Genomic DNA, 18,639 nt, shown 5'->3' with positions numbered 1-18,639 from the left:
CGGGATGGCTGAGATTCCGCGTTATTTGGAGGACCAGACGGAGGAACAGATTATGCAGCGTATGCTGGATCGTCTGCCCGCGGATCTGGATAAGTCGGAGGGTTCGTTCCTGTGGGATGCGGAAGCTCCGGTAGCGTTTATGCTGTCTGAGGCGGCGTTGTGGGCGCAGGAATTACTGCGGCGGGGGTTTGCAAGTACGGCTGCGAGCAGTGATCCGAATTTTCGTTCGGAAGAGCTGGATCTGCGGGCGGGAGAGCACGGTATTACGCGGCGAGCTGCTGTGGCAGCTCAGGGTGCTGTGAGATTCGTGGGTACGCCGGGGAAAGTGGTGCCTGCTGGAACGGTCGTAGCTACGCTCGCGGATGAAGTATCTGCTGAAGCTTCGCTCGAATATGAGACGGTAGGACGTGTGGAACTGGATGCTGAGGGCTCCGGGGTGGTAGGCGTGCGAGCGCTTGTTGCCGGAAAAGAGAGCAATGTGCCTGCGGGCACGGTAACTGTGTTGTCTACACCTGTAGGTGGCGTGACCTCTGTCACGAACGTTGAGGTGATCAAAGGCGGTGCAGATATTGAGGCCGATACGGCGCTGCTGGAACGTTTTTATGCCAAAGTCCGCAACCAAGGGACAAGCGGCAACAAATCGCAATATGTGCAATGGGCCAGTGAAGTGCCAGGTGTTGGCGCAACGCGTGTTATTCCGTTATGGCAAGGGCCTGGAACGGTGGGATTGTATCTGCTGGACACGGAAAAGCGCGCTGCGGGAACCGATCTGGTAGCGGCCGTACAGAAGTACGTAGATCCAACGCAGGATGGACAAGGTGAAGGAGTTGCGCCCGCGGGGCCAGTGGTGTCCGTGATGCCAGCCGAAGAAGTGCCGATGAATATTCAGGTGAAACTGACGCTTGCCAGTGATGCGACATTGGCCGATGTGCGGGCATTGATCGAACGCGGGGTGACCGCGTACTTGAAACAGTTGGCTTTTGCCGATCCGCTTGTACGCTACACCCGGATTGCCGCAATACTGCTGGACATTCCACCAATTATCGACTATTCGGAGCTTACCGTGAACGGTGTGAGTGACCAAAATATCGAGATGACCGCGAGTCAGGTGGCCGTGCTGGGGACGGTGGATGTGCATGAGTAGTGTTGGGCAGATGGTGGATGAGGAAGTAGTTAGGGAGTGCGGCGATGAAGGCAGTATGGGACATCGGGAATGTTCTGACTATGCGGCATTCGGTTCAGCTGGAAATGAAGAGAGCAGCGGGCAGGAAGAGTGCTTGGGTCGTGCGGTACGCCACTCGGGAACGCAGCATTTGAGCGAAGCAGTATACGTTGATGTGAATGGAAAGGAGGATGCTGGTCATGAGTGCTCCTTCTACTGTAGATGCTGGACTGACGAGTGAGAAAGGGCGGGAGCTGTTCTCGTATTTACCCAATTATTATGAGACTTCGCGCGTTATGCAGGCCGATATGCAGACCAAAGGCACCGAGATGGATCTGCTGTACCAGGCGCTGGATGAGACGTTGGAGCAGTTTTTTGTCCGTACAGCGACGTGGGGGCTAGACTTCTGGGAGCAGGAGCTTGGCATTGAGACGGATCGTCTCAAACCTGTGGAACAGAGGCGTGCCGTAGTGGAGTCGAAGCTGCGTGGGGCCGGGAAATTCTCTGGCAGGCTGGTTGCGAACGTGGCCGAGGCATATGCCGGGGGCAAAGTGGATGTAACGTTTCAACCGGAAGCATGGAGTTTTACGGTGAGCTTTGTGGATACGATGGGCATCCCGCCCAATATCGAAGATCTCAAACAGGCGATTGAGGAATTGAAACCGGCCCATATGGCCGTGGAATATGAGTATCGCTATCTGGTCTGGGACGATCTGGACAAGAAGCAGAAAACATGGGATGAACTGGACGCCGCGTCCTTGACGTGGAATGAACTGGAGGTGTGGGCGTAATGCCAAAAGAAACAGATCGACTGAAATTGCCTCTTCCCTTGGGGAACGAGAATGTGACCCGGGAGAGTATTAACGGGATTTTTGAAAAGATTGATGCTGGTGTGGCGACACGTGAATCCATCCTTATACCTGCGGAATCTGATCTTAATAGCTATATCACAGAAGGGGAATATTATTGCCCAACGAACGCCACAGTAGGAACTTTAGCTAATTCTCCAGTAGGAGTAGCCTTTCATTTGACGATAGAAAGACATGCTGGTGTGGTCCAAACTCTAACAACCTTTGAACCGAGTAACCTACAAGTTTTTCAAAGGAACTACTATGTCGGATGGGGTCCATGGAAAAAAGTACCTACAACGGACGATATTGAAGAGGTAAAGGAATACACCGATCAGAAACTCGGAGAAATCGTTATTAATGATGCATCCTTAACAGATAAGGGTATCGTCCAACTGTCCAATGCAGTTGATGGGACCCGTGAAGATTTGGCTGCGACGGAGAAGGCGGTTAGGGATGCGAGAGTTGCAGTAGCTTCAGACTTAACTAAAGAAGCCGATTTGCGAAGTTCTGATATTACGATTACTGTCGGAAAAGGTACTCCTAACGCTCAGTTTTCAACAATACAGTCAGCAGTAAACTCTTTAAAGAAGTTTAATGCTGGTAGGAGAACGATTAAGGTTGAAAGGGGGACCTCAGATGACACTGGAGTATTTACGGAGTCAGTAAGTTTAAAAGATTTCCATGGTGGACCAATTCATATCGCTTTTGATCCTAAAATTAAATTAAAAGGTGGGTTTTCATTTGATGATTGTAGTTGTGAAATTTTAATTAATGGTAATTGGAGTACACCACTTGAAATTGAGAGTGATTATTATTCAATAACTGCTCAAAGTTGCAGGAATTTATCCCTTCTCCATGTCCACAAAATTACTAAAGGGTTAGGCTACTTGTGGGCTTCCAAAGTTCAATCTCTATATTTATTTAATTGCAAATTCTCTAATCAACAGATACCTTTCACTTTACATCAAGGTAGCTTCGCAACATTTGAAAGTGTATCTGGAACTAATAACGCTTTTGGTGGTGATATAAGTGCATCTATATTAATTTTAGATAACTACACTGCTTCAAGCGCTCCATTTAGTATCATAAAAGGTGGACAGGTCTTTAAGTAATGTTTTTTAAAACTATAGGATAACACTAGTAATTATATTCATTACACTAATGAGTAGTTAGCAAGCTACCTTTTTAGTTTATATTTCAAACCTAAAGGAGGTGAACCATGACCACAAATCAACTAACCACTACCACCGCTAATATACTCTCACAGCACTTCCCAAACATCCCGATCCACCCAGCAAAGGGCACTAGCCCTACCCCGGACACTAGAGGCATCACCTACCGCTTGTTGTCCGCTCAACTCACCCGGGAACGCAGCGATCGCTTCGTGCAATCTCACGCCTTTGAAATCCGGTGGCTTGACGCAGACAATATCCCGGCAACACTGCCGGATGAGCTCTTCGAAGCGTTGGAAACCATCGACGTGGAGGGCACACCTTATCGCGCAACAGAGCTACGTTGGGAGACGGAGAACGATACTCCGCGAATGCTGGTGTACTATACCATGCGAACCACCAAAGTGTCGGAGTCCGCCGCTACCATGCAACAACTGGAACAGCGACCTACCGCACTTAAAGCTACAAGAGAATAAGGATATGAGTCAACGTAACGAAGGTTGTTCTGCCATTGGAGTGGCTAGTGTAACCTTTTTTTTATGAACTTAACTAACCAAATGAGGGGATCAGTATGAAAGGAATAGGAGGCGCATTGGCGATGTTTACGAAAAAAGAACCGGAACCTAAAAATCCGGAAGCTCACCAGAAAAACAACCAAAAATACAGCAAAGCACAGTTCGCCGAATCCCGGCAACTTAGCCGGATCGAGAAAGACATTTTGGCAGCAGTTCTGCTGGAACAAGAGACTTACACCTTGCAAGAAGCGCAAGAACACATCCAACAATTCATGAATGGGGAGGCACAATAATGGCTGGAGGAACATGGACGACACAAAACAAGGTACGCCCCGGCGTATATATGAATTTTGCATCAGAGGGCTCATTGCCGGGTACGGTAGGGGAGCGGGGAACGGTGGCTTTGGCCCTTCCATTGTCATGGGGACAAGCTGGCACCATTCTGACCGTGCAAGCAGGTGAAGATGTACAAGCCAAAATAGGCTATGACTGGACAGCACCGCAAATGCTACTGATCCGCGAGGCATTGAAACGGGCGCGGACCTTACTTCTGTACCGACTCAATGCAGGGACCAAAGCCAAGGCAACCTTGGACAAACTGACAGTGACAGCCCAACACGGCGGCGTACGTGGTAATGATCTGGCTGTTGTAATCTCTGCCAATATCAATGAACCGGAACAATTAGATGTCTCCACTTTGCTTGCGGGTAAAGAAGTAGACAAACAAACTTCATCTACCATTGAAGCTCTGGAATCCAACGCATACGTCACATTTACTGGTGAAGGGGCACTCACAGCTACAGCGTCACTTCCACTAACAGGTGGATTAGATGGTGCAGCAACCAACCAGGAGCATTCCGATTTCCTGACGAAGCTGGAAGTACTGGATTTTAACACAGTCGGTCTGATTTCAGACGATGCCACACTCAAGTCAGTCTATACAGCCTATATCAAGCGCTTGCGTGATACCGAGGGCAAGAAGGTGCAACTGGTTCTGTCCGATTATCCGGCTGCAGATCATGAAGGCATTATCAGTGTCAAAAATGGTGTTGTGCTCGCTGATGGTACGGTCCTGTCACCAAAACAAACCGTAGCATGGACTGCAGGCGCAACAGCGGGAGCTAACCTGAATGAATCCCTGACGTTCCGTGCGTATGACGATGCCGTGGATGTGAACGGACGACTGACGCATAGCGAGACAGAAGCGGCATTGCGTAATGGCGAGTTTGTGTTTACGGCGAGCAGCAACCGCGCAGTGGTGGAGCAGGATGTGAATACGTTCCGTTTGGTGACACCGGATAAGGCACGTCATTTTGCCAAAAACCGTGTTGTCCGTGTACTCGATGGCATCGCTAATGATATGAAACGTATTTTTGAGTCCTATTACATCGGCAAAGTGAACAACAACGAAGATGGGCGCAGCCTGTTCCGTTCCCAATGTGTCACTTATCTGAAGCAACTTCAGGATATTGGGGCCATTCAAAATTTTGATTCCAAAACAGATATCACTGTTGCTCCGGGCAATGAAATCGACAGTATTCTGATCGAGATTCAGGTCCAACCTGTGGATTCCGTTGAAAAAGTATATATGAAAGTGAAGGTGGTTTAAGATGGCATTTCTGAAAGCAAGTGACACGATCTCCGGCCAGGAAGGCCGCGCATACGCAACGATTAACGGACAGACGGAAGAAATGTTCTACGTGAAGACGCTGGAAGCAACAGTGGAGAAACAAAAAGCAGAGGTCAAAACCTTGGGCCGCCGTGGCGTACAGCACAAAGCAACCGGTTGGTCCGGTTCAGGTTCCATGACAATTTTCTATACCACTTCCCGTTTCCGCGAGCTGATGCTCCAGTACATGCAGAATGGTGTGGACACGTACTTCGACATTGAAGTGACCAACGAAGATCCTTCTTCTACGATTGGCAAACAAACCGTGACCCTCAAAGGCGTCAACCTCGACAGTGTGATCATGGCATCCCTGGATACCGAGGCCGAGGCGTTGGAGGAAGAAGTGAGCTTTACCTTTGAAGATGTCGATATGCCTGTATCGTTCAATCTGCCGAAGTAATGTAGCGTGAAAGCATATTGATTTGAGATTCATAAAGAGTTTAACTTAGCAGAGGGTTTGTAAAAGAAACCTGTTCAACTTGCCTGTGTTACGGGCTATTTGGCGTGTCAAAATACTGTTCTTCGCCGCTTCGTGCGGCGGGGGACCTAACTTTAGAGGAGGAACAATACATGAGTGGATTGAGTATGTTTTTTGCCCAAAATGCAGCAATGGATACAACGGAGGAGTTTATCGTATCCCCCCGTTTTAAAGATGAGAAAGGTGAACCAGTGGCATGGAAACTGCGCAGCATGACCGAGGACGAAAACCAGGAATGCCGTAAGGCAGCTACCCGCAAAATTAAGGGTAAGAACGGTGTCTACACACCCGACATCGATGCGAATGATTACATGGCTCGCCTGATGAGTGCAAGTGTAGTTTATCCCGATTTGAAAAACGCAGAACTCCAGCGGTCATACGGCGTGATGGGGGCGGAATCGCTTTTGCGGAAAATGCTGCTGCCTGGGGAATTTGCTTCGCTGGGTGAACAAGTTCAGAAGCTGAACGGCTTCAATCAGGATATGAACGAACTGGTGGATGACGTAAAAAACTAATTAAAGAGGGCGATTCCGAGGCCAATCTGGCTTATTACGCTCTCCATGAACTTAACATTTTGCCGCATGAGCTAATGGCCTTCTCCATGCGAGAACGAGCGGCCATCTATGCGATGATCTCCATCCGGGTAGAGGAAGAGAAGAAAGAACGGTCCAAGAGTCGCGCCCGGAAGAAATAAAAAGGAAAGGAGGGAGAAATAGATGTCCGATACAAGTATCGATGTAATTAATCCTCCGTCCATGAATACCCTGATCAATAATCTAAATCTGGTTCAAGTAAGAACAACCGAGATCCTTAATAATTTCAACCAGATTAACCGGATTAATCTGAACCAATTCAACCAGACGAATATATCCAACCATTTTAATGAAGTAAATCAACAACTAAATGTAACGATTAATCTGATGGAAAAGTTGGAGGATACGGCTGATGATACAAGCAATGCTTTGGGGGATAATCTGAGCAAACTCTCCAAGTGGGTTCAAATGGTAAAGTCCGCTGGAAGTGTCGTGTTAAAAGCGGCTGCTGAACAAGAAGACTTCAAATATCGTTACATGGTTGCCGCAGAAGATCCGAGGCTCGGGGAAAACATCTATAATAAGTTTCGAGATCAAGCCTCCAGGAGTGGTCAAGACGTCAATAATTCGCTCAAGTCTTCTCTAGGGTTTGTGCCGTTGGCACAGAATACAGGGCAGGTAGATCAGTTAAATGAAATGACTCAACGATTAAGTATGTTGTCACCGGATAATAAAAGTTTGACCGATGCATCCAAGGCTATTGTTAGTGCCATGAATGGAAAAAATACTGATTTGGCGAGTCAATTCAACATACCGGAAAGTACATTAACCGGGGCTGGATTGGGTGAATTTATACAGACTAAAGACCTTGACGGTTTTATACAAGGTTTGCAGACGGTTATTGAAATGCAAGGTTACACACAAGAAGCCTTTGATACGATGCTGGATTCTCCAATGCAAAAATGGACGGCTCTCGTGAATCAGTTCAATGGAATACTATCTGAAATCGGAACAAGAGCTTTGGAAGTTTTATCTCCTGTGCTTGACCGATTAAACGAAGCCATAAGCTCAGGTCAGTTCAGTGCTTTCATCGAATGGATTGGTGGGGCCTTCGCAATTATTGCTCAAGTGGTGGCATTTATCGTGGATGGGTTCATCAATTTTGCTACAGTTGTACAAGAAAATTGGGCTATCATAGCACCTATTTTGACTGCTATTGCTATGGTGCTGCTTTACAACATGATTATCTCACTTGGCATTGTGATCGCTGAAGTGTTTTTGCTTGCTGTAGCATGGTTGGCTGTAAACTGGCCTATATTGCTGATCATCGCAGCAATTGCTGCAATGATTATGATTTTCCAAATGTTCGGAGCAACCGGTACCGATATTCTCGGGGCTATTATTGGTACATTTATGATGCTTGGCGAGATCATCAGAGTGGTAATTGCTACCGTGTGGAACATATTTGCTTCATTGGCAGATTTCTTAATTAACCTGTTTATTGATCCTGTCTACGCAATTCAAAAGTTGTTCTATGACCTAGGCATGTTTGTTTTACAAACTCTTTACAATGTTATGGTAGGTATCGAGGATTTTCTTAAAAGAGCTGTAGGGGCCATTAGCGATGTTGCTTCATTTATCAATGATACCTTTGGTACGAACCTGAGTGTGATGTCTGAATCGGATATTAACATTGGCAGCAAGAACATTAAGAGTTGGATGGACACTCTGAAGTCTATGGAGCCACAGAGCGACAAAAATGTATTTGAGTCTATGCGAATGGACGGAGAATATAATCCCAGTGTATATGGGGAGGGTCAGATAAAGGCTCAGGAGTGGGTTTCTAAGTTCTCTTCCAACCCGAAGGATGATTCCAAAGATAAAGATTTACCAGGTAAATTTGGCAAGGACTTCACACCTGAAATACCCAAAACACCTTCCATGCCATCGATGCCAACTGCACCTGCTCCCACCGTTGTCCCGAGCAATAACATGAGTAACATCAACAAAATCAACAATATCGGACAGGTGGACAAGATCGGTGACGTGGATGGCACAGTGGATGTGACGAGCGAGGATCTGAAACTGATGCGTGAGCTTGCCGAGATGCAGGCGATTCAGCGATTCGTCAGCCTTACTCCAACCGTTCAGGTTACCACAGGGGATATCAACAGCGGACATGACGTGGACAGTATCATCAGCAAAATCACTGATGGACTGAACAGTCAGATCGTCTCCAGTGCTCAGGGGGTGTATGGATAAGTGGAATATTATATTCAACTAAGCTTCAATAACCGCTCCGAATACATGTTTTTCCCAGTGACACCAGAGAGCATTGAATTTTCGGATTCGGGAGACGGCAGTACGTTTAACGTTAGCGCTTTGGGTGAAATTAACGTGATTAAGTCGCCGAAGCTGCGTGAAGTCAGTTTCAGCGGGATTTTTCCCGCAGACTACAGCCCGTATCATCTGAACTACGATGCAAGACATCCGGCAATTCAGAAGCAATTTTACCGTGATCCCTATGAATATGTGAAAAAGATCATCCGTTGGATGCAGACGGGCAGACCCGTCAGACTGTTCTTTTCCAGTGCAAGGTACACCATTAATATGGCGGTTTCCATTGAGAGCTTTGACTGGAAGGAGACTGCGGGTACGGTGGGGGATATCCAGTATGATATCAAGCTGAAGCAGTTCATTTTTTATGCCGCCAAAAAAGTAGTGCCACTCAAGGACAGCAAGGAAACGGCTGCTTCGAAAACAAAAACCAAAGTCTCCCGGCCCAATGAAAAAATCCAACCCAAGACGGTCACTCTCAAAGCCGGAGACTCCTTGTGGTCTGTAGCCAAAGCCCATTTGGGAGATGGATCTCGCTGGAAAGAGCTGCAGAAACTGAATAGCATCAAAGATGCACAACTGAAGAAGCTGCCGATTGGACTTGTGATCAAGCTTCCGTGAAAGGAGAGGGAATATGCAAGAGCAGATCAGGCTGGATGATAAGCTGGCCAACATGAAGGAACGGTTATTACTGGATGATAAGCTGGCCAACATGAAGGAACGGTTATTACTGGATGACAAACAGGGCAACATTTGGGACATTAGCGAAATTGCTGGCGATATTACGTACAAAACCTCCCGTATTGGCAAGCCTTCCTCTCTGGAATTCACGTTGATCAAGGGCAGCCTGTACCAGAATAAGAAATTCACATATGAGAATGGATATATCGTGAAATATATTAGCAACGAGGTAGGCATATTTTACGGATATATCTTCTCGGTGGATAGTGGCAAGGACGAAAGTGTCAAAATCAAAGCCTACGACCAGACTCGTTATCTGACCGCGAATCAGACGTACAAGTTCGTTAACGCAACCGCTACGGATGTGATCAAACGAATTGCTACCGACTTTCAGTTGAAGGTGGGCGAGCTGATCCAGCCGAAATATGTTATACCGCGTATGTTGTTTGATAACAAAAAGCTGATTGACATGATCTGTGAGGCATTGGACCGAACGTTGATCTATCTCGGAAAAAATTACATCTTCTACGATGATTTTGGCAAGCTTGTGCTTCGGGATGTGGAAGAGATGCCTTACGGCTTTGTTATTGGGGATAACAGTCTGCTCACGGATTACAGCTATACGCGGTCGATTGACGACCAGACGTATAACAAGATCAAGCTGTATCGGGATAACAAGGATACGGGAAAAAGAGAAACGTTTGTTCATCAGGATTCAGGCAGCATCCGTCAATGGGGGCTGCTTTTTTTGTACCAAAAAGCGGATGATGGCCTGAACGAAGGCCAGATTGATGCCATGCTGAAGACCCTGATGACCCTCCGTAACCGTGAGACGCAGACGTTGAAAGTGGATGCGCTTGGTGATTTCAAGGTGAGGGCAGGTAGTTTTGTCAACATCCAGATCAATGAACTCAAGATTAATCAATATTTTCTGGTAGACGAATGTACGCATAAGGTACAGGGGGGCGTGCACACGATGTCACTGGATTTGAAGGTGGTGTAACGATAAATGATGCTGGACGTGATTAAAAAGGCGGCGGTGGCCGCTGTAGATGCCAAGTCTCCCGTTCAGGTAATGTACGGAAGCGTGACAAACACCCAGCCTCTGGAGATCACCGTTGAACAACGGCTGGCATTGGCTGAGCCTTTTCTGGTACTGCCGGAATCCGTAGTGAACAAAGCTTGGACCGTGGGTGACCATGTCTTGTTATTGCGTGTTCAAGGTGGAGACAGCTTTGTCGTGCTGGATCGGCTGGTGAATCCATGATTCCACAGGGTGCGCAGATTAGCGCAGAAGATCAGGAAGAAGCTGCTGTGCTTCCGAGTCTAACTTATGTATTTCAAGCTTCGGGACAACGAATTGGAAGATTGCAACTGGATGGAAAAGATGCGGTAAAACAGGCGGTGTATAAAGCGTTGTCCACACGCCGCTACGAGCATCTAATCTATTCTTCGGATTACGGCATGGAATGGTCCTGGGAAGGAATGGCCGGGAGATCCATGGTTGAATCGGAATTGGAACGCTGGATTCGCGAAGTGTTGCTTCCAGATGATCGCATTTCAGATGTAACCGAGTTCGATTTTGTCCACGAGGCGGATGGAGTGCGGGTGTCTTTTACCGTGGAAACAGATTTTGGCAGCTTCAGGGAGGAGACGGAGGTGAACATGGATGTATGATGAGCAGACGTTTGAAGTTATTTTAAACCGAATGCTGGATAGGGTGCCGGATGGTGTGGATAAACGTGAAGGTAGCATTATCTATGATGCGCTTGCGCCAGCGGCTGTGGAAATGGCTCAGATGTATATCGAGCTGGATGTGAACGCCAATCTGAAGTTTGCGGATACAGCTTCTGGAGAGTATCTGGATCGCGCGGTGGCTTGGTCTGGCATTAGCCGAAAGGCGGCCACGAAGGCACGTTGGGTTGGCAGTTTCCGAGATAACGAAGGGAAGCCTGTTGAAGTTCCTTTGGAGAGTCGTTTTTCCACAGGGGATCGGGTGTATGTTGTTGTGGAACGCATCGCGGCAGGGCAATATGTGTTGGAATGTGAGGTCGCGGGAGCGGAAGGTAATGAATATACGGGGGCACTGCTGCCCATCGATTATATTGCTGCTCTTACCACAGCCGAATTGACACAGTTGCTGGTTCCTGGTGAAGACGAGGAAACGGATCAGGCCTTGTACGACCGATATCAGGACAAAGTTTCCCGTCCGGTTACGAGTGCGAACAAATATCAGTATGAGTTATGGGCACGAGAAAACTCCGGTGTTGGCAAAGCGAAAGCTTTTCCACTGTGGGATGGTCCGGGTACAGTCAAAGTGGCATTGCTGAATAACGAAATGCAAACACCTGCTGAGGCGGTCATTGAGGCGGTGCAGGAATATATCGATCCAACTCAGGATGGAATGGGTGAAGGTGCTGCTCCAATCGGACCCGTGGTCACAGTAGTGGGAGCGCAAGAGATACCTATTGATGTGGAGGTACAGGTCACGCTTGCTTCTGGTTCAACGTACGAGGGCGTGAAGACGCTGATTGAAACGGGAGTTACGGCGTATCTGAAAGAACTAGCTTTTGCCGATCCGTTAGTTCGTTGGACACGTATTGCCAATGTCATTCTGGATATCCCGCCCGTGATCGATTATAGCGATCTGCTAGTGAATGGTGGTATGTCCAATCTGGAGATCGCACCCGGCGCAGTAGCTGTTCTTGGGACGGTGAAGGTGACATGAGTAAAGCAGAGGTATTAATGACTCTTTTGCCCCCGTTGTATGAAAATGTGCTGGAGATGCAGCTTCTTACGGAGACCGAAGGTGTTGAGCTAGACAAGCTTACGGTGGGTTTGGAAAGTGTGCTGGATCAATTCTACCCGGAGTCTGCGACCTGGGCATTGGAACATTATGAGAGGGATTTGCAGATTCCGACGAATCAAGCCAAGCCGGATGATCAGCGGAGATCCGTAATCATTTCCAAAATGCGCGGCAGCGGCAAAGTCTCTGGCTCCATGCTCAAGAACGTGGCGCAGGCCTACGAAAGTGGTGGGATTGATGTATCCGTGTCGCCTGAGGAATACTTGATCCGAATCCGCTTCATCGACACATGGGGCTTACCGCCCAATCTGGACGATCTGAAGGCAGCGATTGAGGATATTAAACCAGCACACATGACCGTGAAATACCGTCTGCGGTATTTGACGATTACGGAGGTTGAAAGCATGACCCTGGAGGACATTGAACAGACCCGGCAGGATAAATTTGCAGGAGGTGGAGCATAGATGAATGAACCGAAAACACCAAATTTGGGATTGAATAAGATTGACCGTTCCTCGCCATCGACGACTTATTTTGATCTGGACAAGTATCTGGATCAGAACTGGGAGAAGGTTGATGGTTTTGCGGAGCAGATGGAGGAAAAGGTTGGGGAGACTGCTGGGCAGGTCAGCGATATTCAGGAGCGGTTGGATACGGAGAAGCGGAGATCAGTGACGTTGGAGCCTGGGTTGCAGATTATTAATGCGGAGCGTACCTCGGCGTTTAAGTTGGAAGGCTTGAAGGGCCGAACGCTGGTGAATTTGTTAGGGCGGGATGGAGGGTGTGAAAATATCTCTCGTTGGCTGTTGTTTCAAGGTGCAGCCTCAATAGATCTTGCAAACAAAACTGAAGGCTCCAGCGGAATCAAGTTAACGGTTACCTCGGGCACTTTTGCCACGGCCACAGCTGTAAATACGATCAATGCCAAAGCAAACAGGTTCTATATTGCTGTAGTAGATGCCAAAAACGGCAATGCGACGAACGCCGCTTTTTATTCCAACGGATTAACGGCTACTAAAGGTGTCAATTCCACTACCGATGCTACCAAATTCATACCTTTGTGGAGGGCATATGCTCCTACATCGGATGTCGTTGCATCGGTAATTATACAAACCAATAGCAGTGCTACAGGTCAATACGCTTATTTTGACGCAGTGAGATTTTATGAAATCACCGCTACTGAATACGCTGCACTCGATAGCATGACGCCGCAACAGGTAGCTGTTGAATATCCATATGTAGATAGCGTCCAGTCCGTTCAAAACCCGTATGTCATCCGCTATGGGGAGAATTTGATACCGCCGTTTTATGAATGGAATCACTTAGGGCACAATTTATTGACAACTACCCCATACATCGCTACAGGCGAGTTATTACTCGATTCAATAGGTACAGATGCATATGCAGTTACCTATCTGAATGTACTAGCAGCTCAAGAATATACGATCAATAACCCAATAGAGAGCACAGGGAAAATTCGAATAAGTGTATACGATTCTTCTGGAAGAGCACAAGGGATGTTTATCAATCCGGGAGAGTCTAAAACGATCAAAACAGCACCAAATTCTTTAGTGATGGGAGTACATCTTAGTGGTGTCACACAGTATAGCGACGAATTTGATGTGAATAAATGGACATGGTCCGTCGGAAACAAAGCGAGTTTTATACGGCCTGTAATGACTATTGGAAAAATCGCCAAACCATTCAAACCTCGCGAAGACTCCATGCTCGCATTACAAACAGAGCTATACGCTAATCCAGACACCGGAGCCAACCCAGATATGGTGTTTGAGCGAGATGGGCAGTATTTTAAACTGGCGAAGTGGCGTAAGGTTGTGCTGGATGGTAACTATTTTCGGGAAGTGTTGTCCGTATACTCAGGCTACAAATCTATAACCAGTCCAGCCAACGTAGTGAACGCTCTCTTGGTTGATGAATTGGGCGTACTTGCATCCACTAAATATAATGGGGATATTTTAAAGCCCTATAAATCTAACGTAACATCAGACATGGCTTGGATTGCGGCAGATCAATCGATACGTATTAGTATTTCCAATACAGACAGTGGATGGGGAGACGCTTACACACCGACAGCAGATGAGATTAAGGCGTATTTTATGGGATGGAAAATGTATGATGTAAATACCAATCCCGATGGCAGTGGTGTTTATAATCGGACTGATGGGGTAGGGAAATGGTTTGTTCCAGTTGATAGATCTTCTGGCGGTGTAAACATACTTCCGACAACTAAGGTTCCAACTGTTGCGCCATACCAACTCCTATACCAGCTTGCTACGCCAGTCGTCGAACCGATCATGTCAGAAGGACAATTGACGTTTATTGAGGGAGATAATCAGGTTGAGGTAGGAACGGGGATTGTGTTGCGTGAGAGTACTAAACCACTATTATCTGCGATATATAGTACTTACGAGATAAATTCCGTCAATACAGTTGGGTCAGTAGCCCCGAATCCTCTAGAATACAAAGCTCGGAAAGTGCTGACGATATACAAGAATAATCGACAGGATAAGTGGTTGAGGAATTCTGACACGAATAGCAACGGATTAGAGCGTGCGTTTTTAGATGCGTCGCTGTTCGATCCTTCCGCAGCCTATAGCGTCACATACCTAATGCTGAACAACTATCCGGTAGCAAGCTTTGAAGGAACTTACTCGCTTAACGAGAAGACGTTTCTACTTGATACAGTGAAGTCACTCCAAGAAAACACAACACGCATTTCGGTGCTTGAATCGAAGAAGGCCGAGAAGGACGCTCCTGCATGGATCACGCCAACGTTGCTTAACGGGATTACGTTCAATAATTATCCCATTAACCGACAGGGGTATTACAAAAATAGCTTGAACGTAGTTCAACTCTCCTTAGCTATAATTGGTCCGAATAATGGTGGTATCGCACAGAATACTTTAATTTGCATATTACCTGTAGGGTACAGGCCTAGCAGCAAGGTGTTTTTAACTGGTACTAATACAAATGCGCAAGGATTAAACGCTCAAGTACTATCTATTGTCATTAATAGCGAGGGCCAAGTAGTCTTAACATCATTGCCTACTACGCCTTCACAGTTATCCGTAACGGTTTCTGGCGTGTTCTTAGCCGAACAATAAAGGAGAGATCATATGAAAGCCGTACCTAAAGTAAATATAGACGGCCTCTATCTGGAGGATGAGTTGGTGGACGATGCCTTTACGGGTGTCGTCCCTTTTTATGCCGAGCCGGAGCCGAGTTTTTTCAATCCTGAAGCTATTGAGCAGCCGGCAGTACCAGAGGAAAAGGCTGTGCCGAAAATTGCCGGGTATCTTGTGGGCTTACCAACTACTGCGGGTCTGTTCAGACCACGTTTTGATCTAGCAGCCTGGGAGGCATACCAGACTGCTCTTGAGATTGATTCCCAAGCAGGTTTTCCTGAATTATGGGTGGAGGGGTTGGGCCAAGATGAAATTGACAAACTCATCGAGCGTACACCTCAAGAACCGTCCGAACTTGACTTGTTGCAACAACGTTTAGTTGAGGCTGAGGCTAAATACTCGCAGTTGGCTGCAGAAAGCACACTTAATCAAGTGGCTCTTATGGAATTGCACCAGATGCTGCTTAAAGTACAAGCCAAGTAACGATTGGCAAAGTACACCCTATTATTGGGGGAGTTCATGTGGGAGGTGAGGGGATGTTAGCGATCTATGTAATGCTGATCCAAAAAGATATCATTAAGCTGGAGGAAGTACCGCCAGAAAGCCGTGATAAAGTGAAAGAAATGTTACAGGCCACAGCTTCCTAAATGAACTTGGCGATTAAACAAACGTAGTAATGTCAATAGCATGCCTCATTGATTTCTGGGAGGAATAAGGATTTTTATAATCAGATGATGGAACAAAGGATATGGAGGTGAAATTATGGAACGATGGGATACCCTATGGAAATGGGGAATTGCGCTAATGAGCAGTTCGGCAACGTACTTCTTTGGCGGCTGGTCGGGCGTGCTAGGTGTACTCTTAGTATTCGTCATCCTCGACTACCTAACGGGCATCGCAGCGGCAGGAATGACTGGCAAGTTGGAGAGTAATGTCGGGATGTTTGGCATCGCACGAAAAGTGTTTATATTTGCAATGGTATCGGTAGCTCATCTGGTGGACGGTGTTCTGGGAGACGGACATTTGTTCAGGGATGCGGTCGCCTTTTTTTATATCGCGAATGAGCTGTTGTCCATTATTGAAAACGGGGGCAGATTGGGCGCACCAATTCCGCCTGTTATCCGACAGGCTATTGAAGTACTCAAGGGTAAGGGAGGAGACGGGGGGATTCCCGCTAACTTCTCCCCAAGTGCCAAAGACTCTTTTTCACAGGCTGATCCGGACGAGACAGAATCACCGACAACCAAAGATAACGTTAAGTAGCGATTAATATTGCGAGTGTATAGTTATATTAAACATTTGTTGATTAGTACGAATGCAGATTAAACAGAACTAATCTAAATAAGCAATGCTATATTAGGCATCTATACAGATTGAACTTAACATTTTCACACAATAACGGAGAGGACAGAAAAAACCTGAAAAAGCGAAGCGGTCGCCTTTATCCCCCGGATTTTCCCCTTTATAAAGAGAATCAAAAAAATCCGGGGATAACAGCGATTGGAAGGTTATTCTGTCATCGGAGTGTCCGTGTGAACAAGGCTCAGTTCATTTCCAACACATCAGGGACACGCACACAAGCAACCCCTGATCCAACTGCATTAACTATATACAAACGGCAATTTGCCGCATAAAGGGTGTGAGAAATATGCAAACGAGAAGTTCGGGCAACACACAGGGCATTGACGTCTCCCGATACCAGGGCAATATTGACTGGGCCAAAGTGAAGGCGAGTGGCATGACATTTGTGTTCATCAAGGCAACTGAGGGACAGACATATACCGATCCAAATTATCAGAAAAATGTAACAGGTGCACTGGTGGCGGGTATGCTGGTCGGAACATATCATTTCTTCCGTGCGACATCCACCGAAGCAGCCAAAGCAGAAGCGGCGCATTATGCTAATACACTTAACAAAGTTGGAGGCGCCAAGGCGTTACAACTGCCGCCTGTCATGGACTATGAGAACAACCCTGGCAACCTGAGCAAAGAGCAGATGAATACAGTTGCCAAAGCTTTTTTAACCGAATTACAACGTCTGACAGGTGTAAAACCGATCATATACACGGGCAATTCATTTGCCGGGAATTTTGACACATCACTCAGCTCATACGATCTGTGGATCGCGCGTTACAGCAACACTCGTGTACCAGATGACCAGCCGACATGGAAACGTTGGACGTTCTGGCAGTATACGGATTCAGGCAAGGTGAATGGCATTAGTGGCAACGTGGATATGAATGAATTCGAGGGAACAGCGGCACAACTCAGAGCAAGGTACGCAGCTGCCACTCCGAAACCACCGGAGCCATCCAATCCAAGTAATCCGAATCTACCAACCGAACCACCGAAAGGGGGCGAACCGATGACAGCCGAAGAGAAAGCAGCGTTTGATGCGCTCAAATCCCAGGTCGACAAACTGCAGGCCCGTCAGCAAATGGAAGTTCCAGTATGGGCGAAAGCAGCTGTGGATGCAGCTCTGGCATATGACACCAAAAATCCATTGTTCAGCATCGATAATGGGGCGAGTTATGATTTTTACCGTTTTATTACCGTGATGCACCGCAGAGGGTTGTTTAAAAAGTGAGCAGATTCTTAGCAAATTAAAATGTTGTTTTATATAAATGTGGATGGAGTGGAGAAGGGACACGAGACGCTTTTTGTCGAACTGTGTTCCTTTTTTGTGTTTTGTGTAAGTAATATTAACGCATATAATAAAGTTGAAGACTTATGTCTGTAAATCTCTTGTCTAATTGATTAATGTGATGTAAAGTAAGTTACACGAAATTGTTTTTCACCACAGTTTATTTACACAATCCTCCTCATCATGACAAAACCATAACATATGAAGTTATTGTAATGTCTCCCTGTTGTACAATCCAACATCTCAAGATGTCTCGCTCATACGTTTTACAAATCCAATCTGCAAGAGAAAACCACCCTAACAAACAACTTACACATCTAAACAACCTAGCCTATGCTGAGTTTCTTTCATACGTATTGCAAACGAACGAACGATGCTTAATTGGGTTCCCACACTTCATGCTCCAAGTCGACACACTCAAGGAACAGACGTTATTGGTACCCAGCAGCAGCGTAATATCCATATGCCCATCAATATTTTTAATCTACCTACTTAAACTTGCTCGTATCGCTCCGTAACCATTTGCTGTTGCTAATTGACCTTAGTTCAAATAAATCGCAACTAACTCATTCCATTCGACAGATTCATCCTACAAGATACTTTGTTCGTTGTGCGTTTTCTTTTTCTATAAAAGTAATCTTCCAT

The 18,639-nt window shown here is 46.7% G+C and carries 20 protein-coding genes; all 20 read left to right on the top strand.

The features are described from left to right. Positions 1-4: 4 nt before the first annotated feature. The 20 genes from MKX68_RS04765 (at position 5) to MKX68_RS04670 (ending at position 17,937) form a co-directional block, all read left to right on the top strand. Entirely contained in the window at positions 5-1,144 is a 1,140-nt protein-coding gene (locus MKX68_RS04765) for a baseplate J/gp47 family protein (protein WP_340909560.1), read from the top strand. Then, entirely contained in the window at positions 1,137-1,403 is a 267-nt protein-coding gene (locus MKX68_RS04760) for a hypothetical protein (protein ID WP_340909557.1), read from the top strand. The genes MKX68_RS04765 and MKX68_RS04760 overlap by 8 nt, the downstream gene beginning before the upstream one ends. Next, positions 1,363-1,953: a YmfQ family protein gene (locus tag MKX68_RS04755; RefSeq protein ID WP_340909554.1), complete on the top strand. Its 591-nt coding sequence runs from the start codon at positions 1,363-1,365 to the stop codon at positions 1,951-1,953. The genes MKX68_RS04760 and MKX68_RS04755 overlap by 41 nt, the downstream gene beginning before the upstream one ends. Further along, positions 1,953-3,125 (top strand): tail fiber protein, encoded by a 1,173-nt coding sequence (locus MKX68_RS04750; protein WP_340909551.1) that lies wholly within the window; start codon positions 1,953-1,955, stop codon positions 3,123-3,125. Before MKX68_RS04755 ends, MKX68_RS04750 begins: the two co-directional genes overlap by 1 nt. A 107-nt stretch (positions 3,126-3,232) precedes the next feature. Further along, positions 3,233-3,661 (top strand): phage tail terminator family protein, encoded by a 429-nt coding sequence (locus MKX68_RS04745; protein WP_340909549.1) that lies wholly within the window; start codon positions 3,233-3,235, stop codon positions 3,659-3,661. A gap of 122 nt (positions 3,662-3,783) precedes the next feature. Beyond that, entirely contained in the window at positions 3,784-3,993 is a 210-nt protein-coding gene (locus tag MKX68_RS04740) for a hypothetical protein (RefSeq protein ID WP_340909546.1), read from the top strand. Then, positions 3,993-5,309, top strand: a complete 1,317-nt coding sequence (locus tag MKX68_RS04735; RefSeq protein ID WP_340909544.1) for a phage tail sheath family protein — start codon at positions 3,993-3,995, stop codon at positions 5,307-5,309. The genes MKX68_RS04740 and MKX68_RS04735 overlap by 1 nt, the downstream gene beginning before the upstream one ends. 1 nt (position 5,310) lies before the next feature. Then, positions 5,311-5,769 (top strand): phage tail tube protein, encoded by a 459-nt coding sequence (locus tag MKX68_RS04730; RefSeq protein WP_017690162.1) that lies wholly within the window; start codon positions 5,311-5,313, stop codon positions 5,767-5,769. A 170-nt stretch (positions 5,770-5,939) separates the two neighbouring features. Next, complete coding sequence (locus MKX68_RS04725; protein ID WP_307414629.1) at positions 5,940-6,362, top strand: phage tail assembly chaperone; 423 nt, start codon at positions 5,940-5,942, stop codon at positions 6,360-6,362. Positions 6,363-6,563: 201 nt separating this feature from the next. After that, positions 6,564-8,642, top strand: coding sequence for a hypothetical protein (locus MKX68_RS04720; RefSeq protein WP_340909536.1), 2,079 nt, complete (start codon positions 6,564-6,566; stop codon positions 8,640-8,642). Continuing rightward, positions 8,643-9,338, top strand: coding sequence for a LysM peptidoglycan-binding domain-containing protein (locus tag MKX68_RS04715; protein WP_340909533.1), 696 nt, complete (start codon positions 8,643-8,645; stop codon positions 9,336-9,338). A gap of 13 nt (positions 9,339-9,351) precedes the next feature. Beyond that, the gene (locus tag MKX68_RS04710) at positions 9,352-10,401 is read left to right on the top strand and encodes an XkdQ/YqbQ family protein (RefSeq protein WP_340909530.1); all 1,050 of its coding nucleotides are present in this window, start codon (positions 9,352-9,354) and stop codon (positions 10,399-10,401) included. A gap of 6 nt (positions 10,402-10,407) precedes the next feature. Beyond that, the gene (locus tag MKX68_RS04705; protein WP_175383663.1) at positions 10,408-10,665 is read left to right on the top strand and encodes a DUF2577 family protein; all 258 of its coding nucleotides are present in this window, start codon (positions 10,408-10,410) and stop codon (positions 10,663-10,665) included. Continuing rightward, positions 10,662-11,075: a DUF2634 domain-containing protein gene (locus tag MKX68_RS04700; protein ID WP_340909527.1), complete on the top strand. Its 414-nt coding sequence runs from the start codon at positions 10,662-10,664 to the stop codon at positions 11,073-11,075. The genes MKX68_RS04705 and MKX68_RS04700 overlap by 4 nt, the downstream gene beginning before the upstream one ends. Beyond that, the gene (locus MKX68_RS04695; RefSeq protein WP_340909524.1) at positions 11,068-12,126 is read left to right on the top strand and encodes a baseplate J/gp47 family protein; all 1,059 of its coding nucleotides are present in this window, start codon (positions 11,068-11,070) and stop codon (positions 12,124-12,126) included. Before MKX68_RS04700 ends, MKX68_RS04695 begins: the two co-directional genes overlap by 8 nt. Continuing rightward, entirely contained in the window at positions 12,123-12,668 is a 546-nt protein-coding gene (locus MKX68_RS04690) for a putative phage tail protein (protein ID WP_340909522.1), read from the top strand. Before MKX68_RS04695 ends, MKX68_RS04690 begins: the two co-directional genes overlap by 4 nt. Next, the gene (locus MKX68_RS04685) at positions 12,669-15,329 is read left to right on the top strand and encodes a hypothetical protein (RefSeq protein ID WP_340909519.1); all 2,661 of its coding nucleotides are present in this window, start codon (positions 12,669-12,671) and stop codon (positions 15,327-15,329) included. 12 nt (positions 15,330-15,341) lie between these two features. After that, positions 15,342-15,833, top strand: coding sequence for a hypothetical protein (locus MKX68_RS04680; protein WP_340909518.1), 492 nt, complete (start codon positions 15,342-15,344; stop codon positions 15,831-15,833). A 279-nt stretch (positions 15,834-16,112) separates the two neighbouring features. Then, on the top strand, positions 16,113-16,613 hold the full coding sequence (locus tag MKX68_RS04675; protein ID WP_340909514.1) for a phage holin family protein: 501 nt from the start codon (positions 16,113-16,115) through the stop codon (positions 16,611-16,613). Between the two features lie 385 nt (positions 16,614-16,998). Then, positions 16,999-17,937: a glycoside hydrolase family 25 protein gene (locus tag MKX68_RS04670; RefSeq protein ID WP_340909511.1), complete on the top strand. Its 939-nt coding sequence runs from the start codon at positions 16,999-17,001 to the stop codon at positions 17,935-17,937. Positions 17,938-18,639: the final 702 nt, after the last annotated feature.

Origin of the sequence: Paenibacillus sp. FSL M8-0212 (assembly GCF_038004645.1) — a bacterium.
Lineage (GTDB): Bacteria > Bacillota > Bacilli > Paenibacillales > Paenibacillaceae > Paenibacillus.
This window is presented reverse-complemented; position numbering and strand designations above follow the sequence as displayed.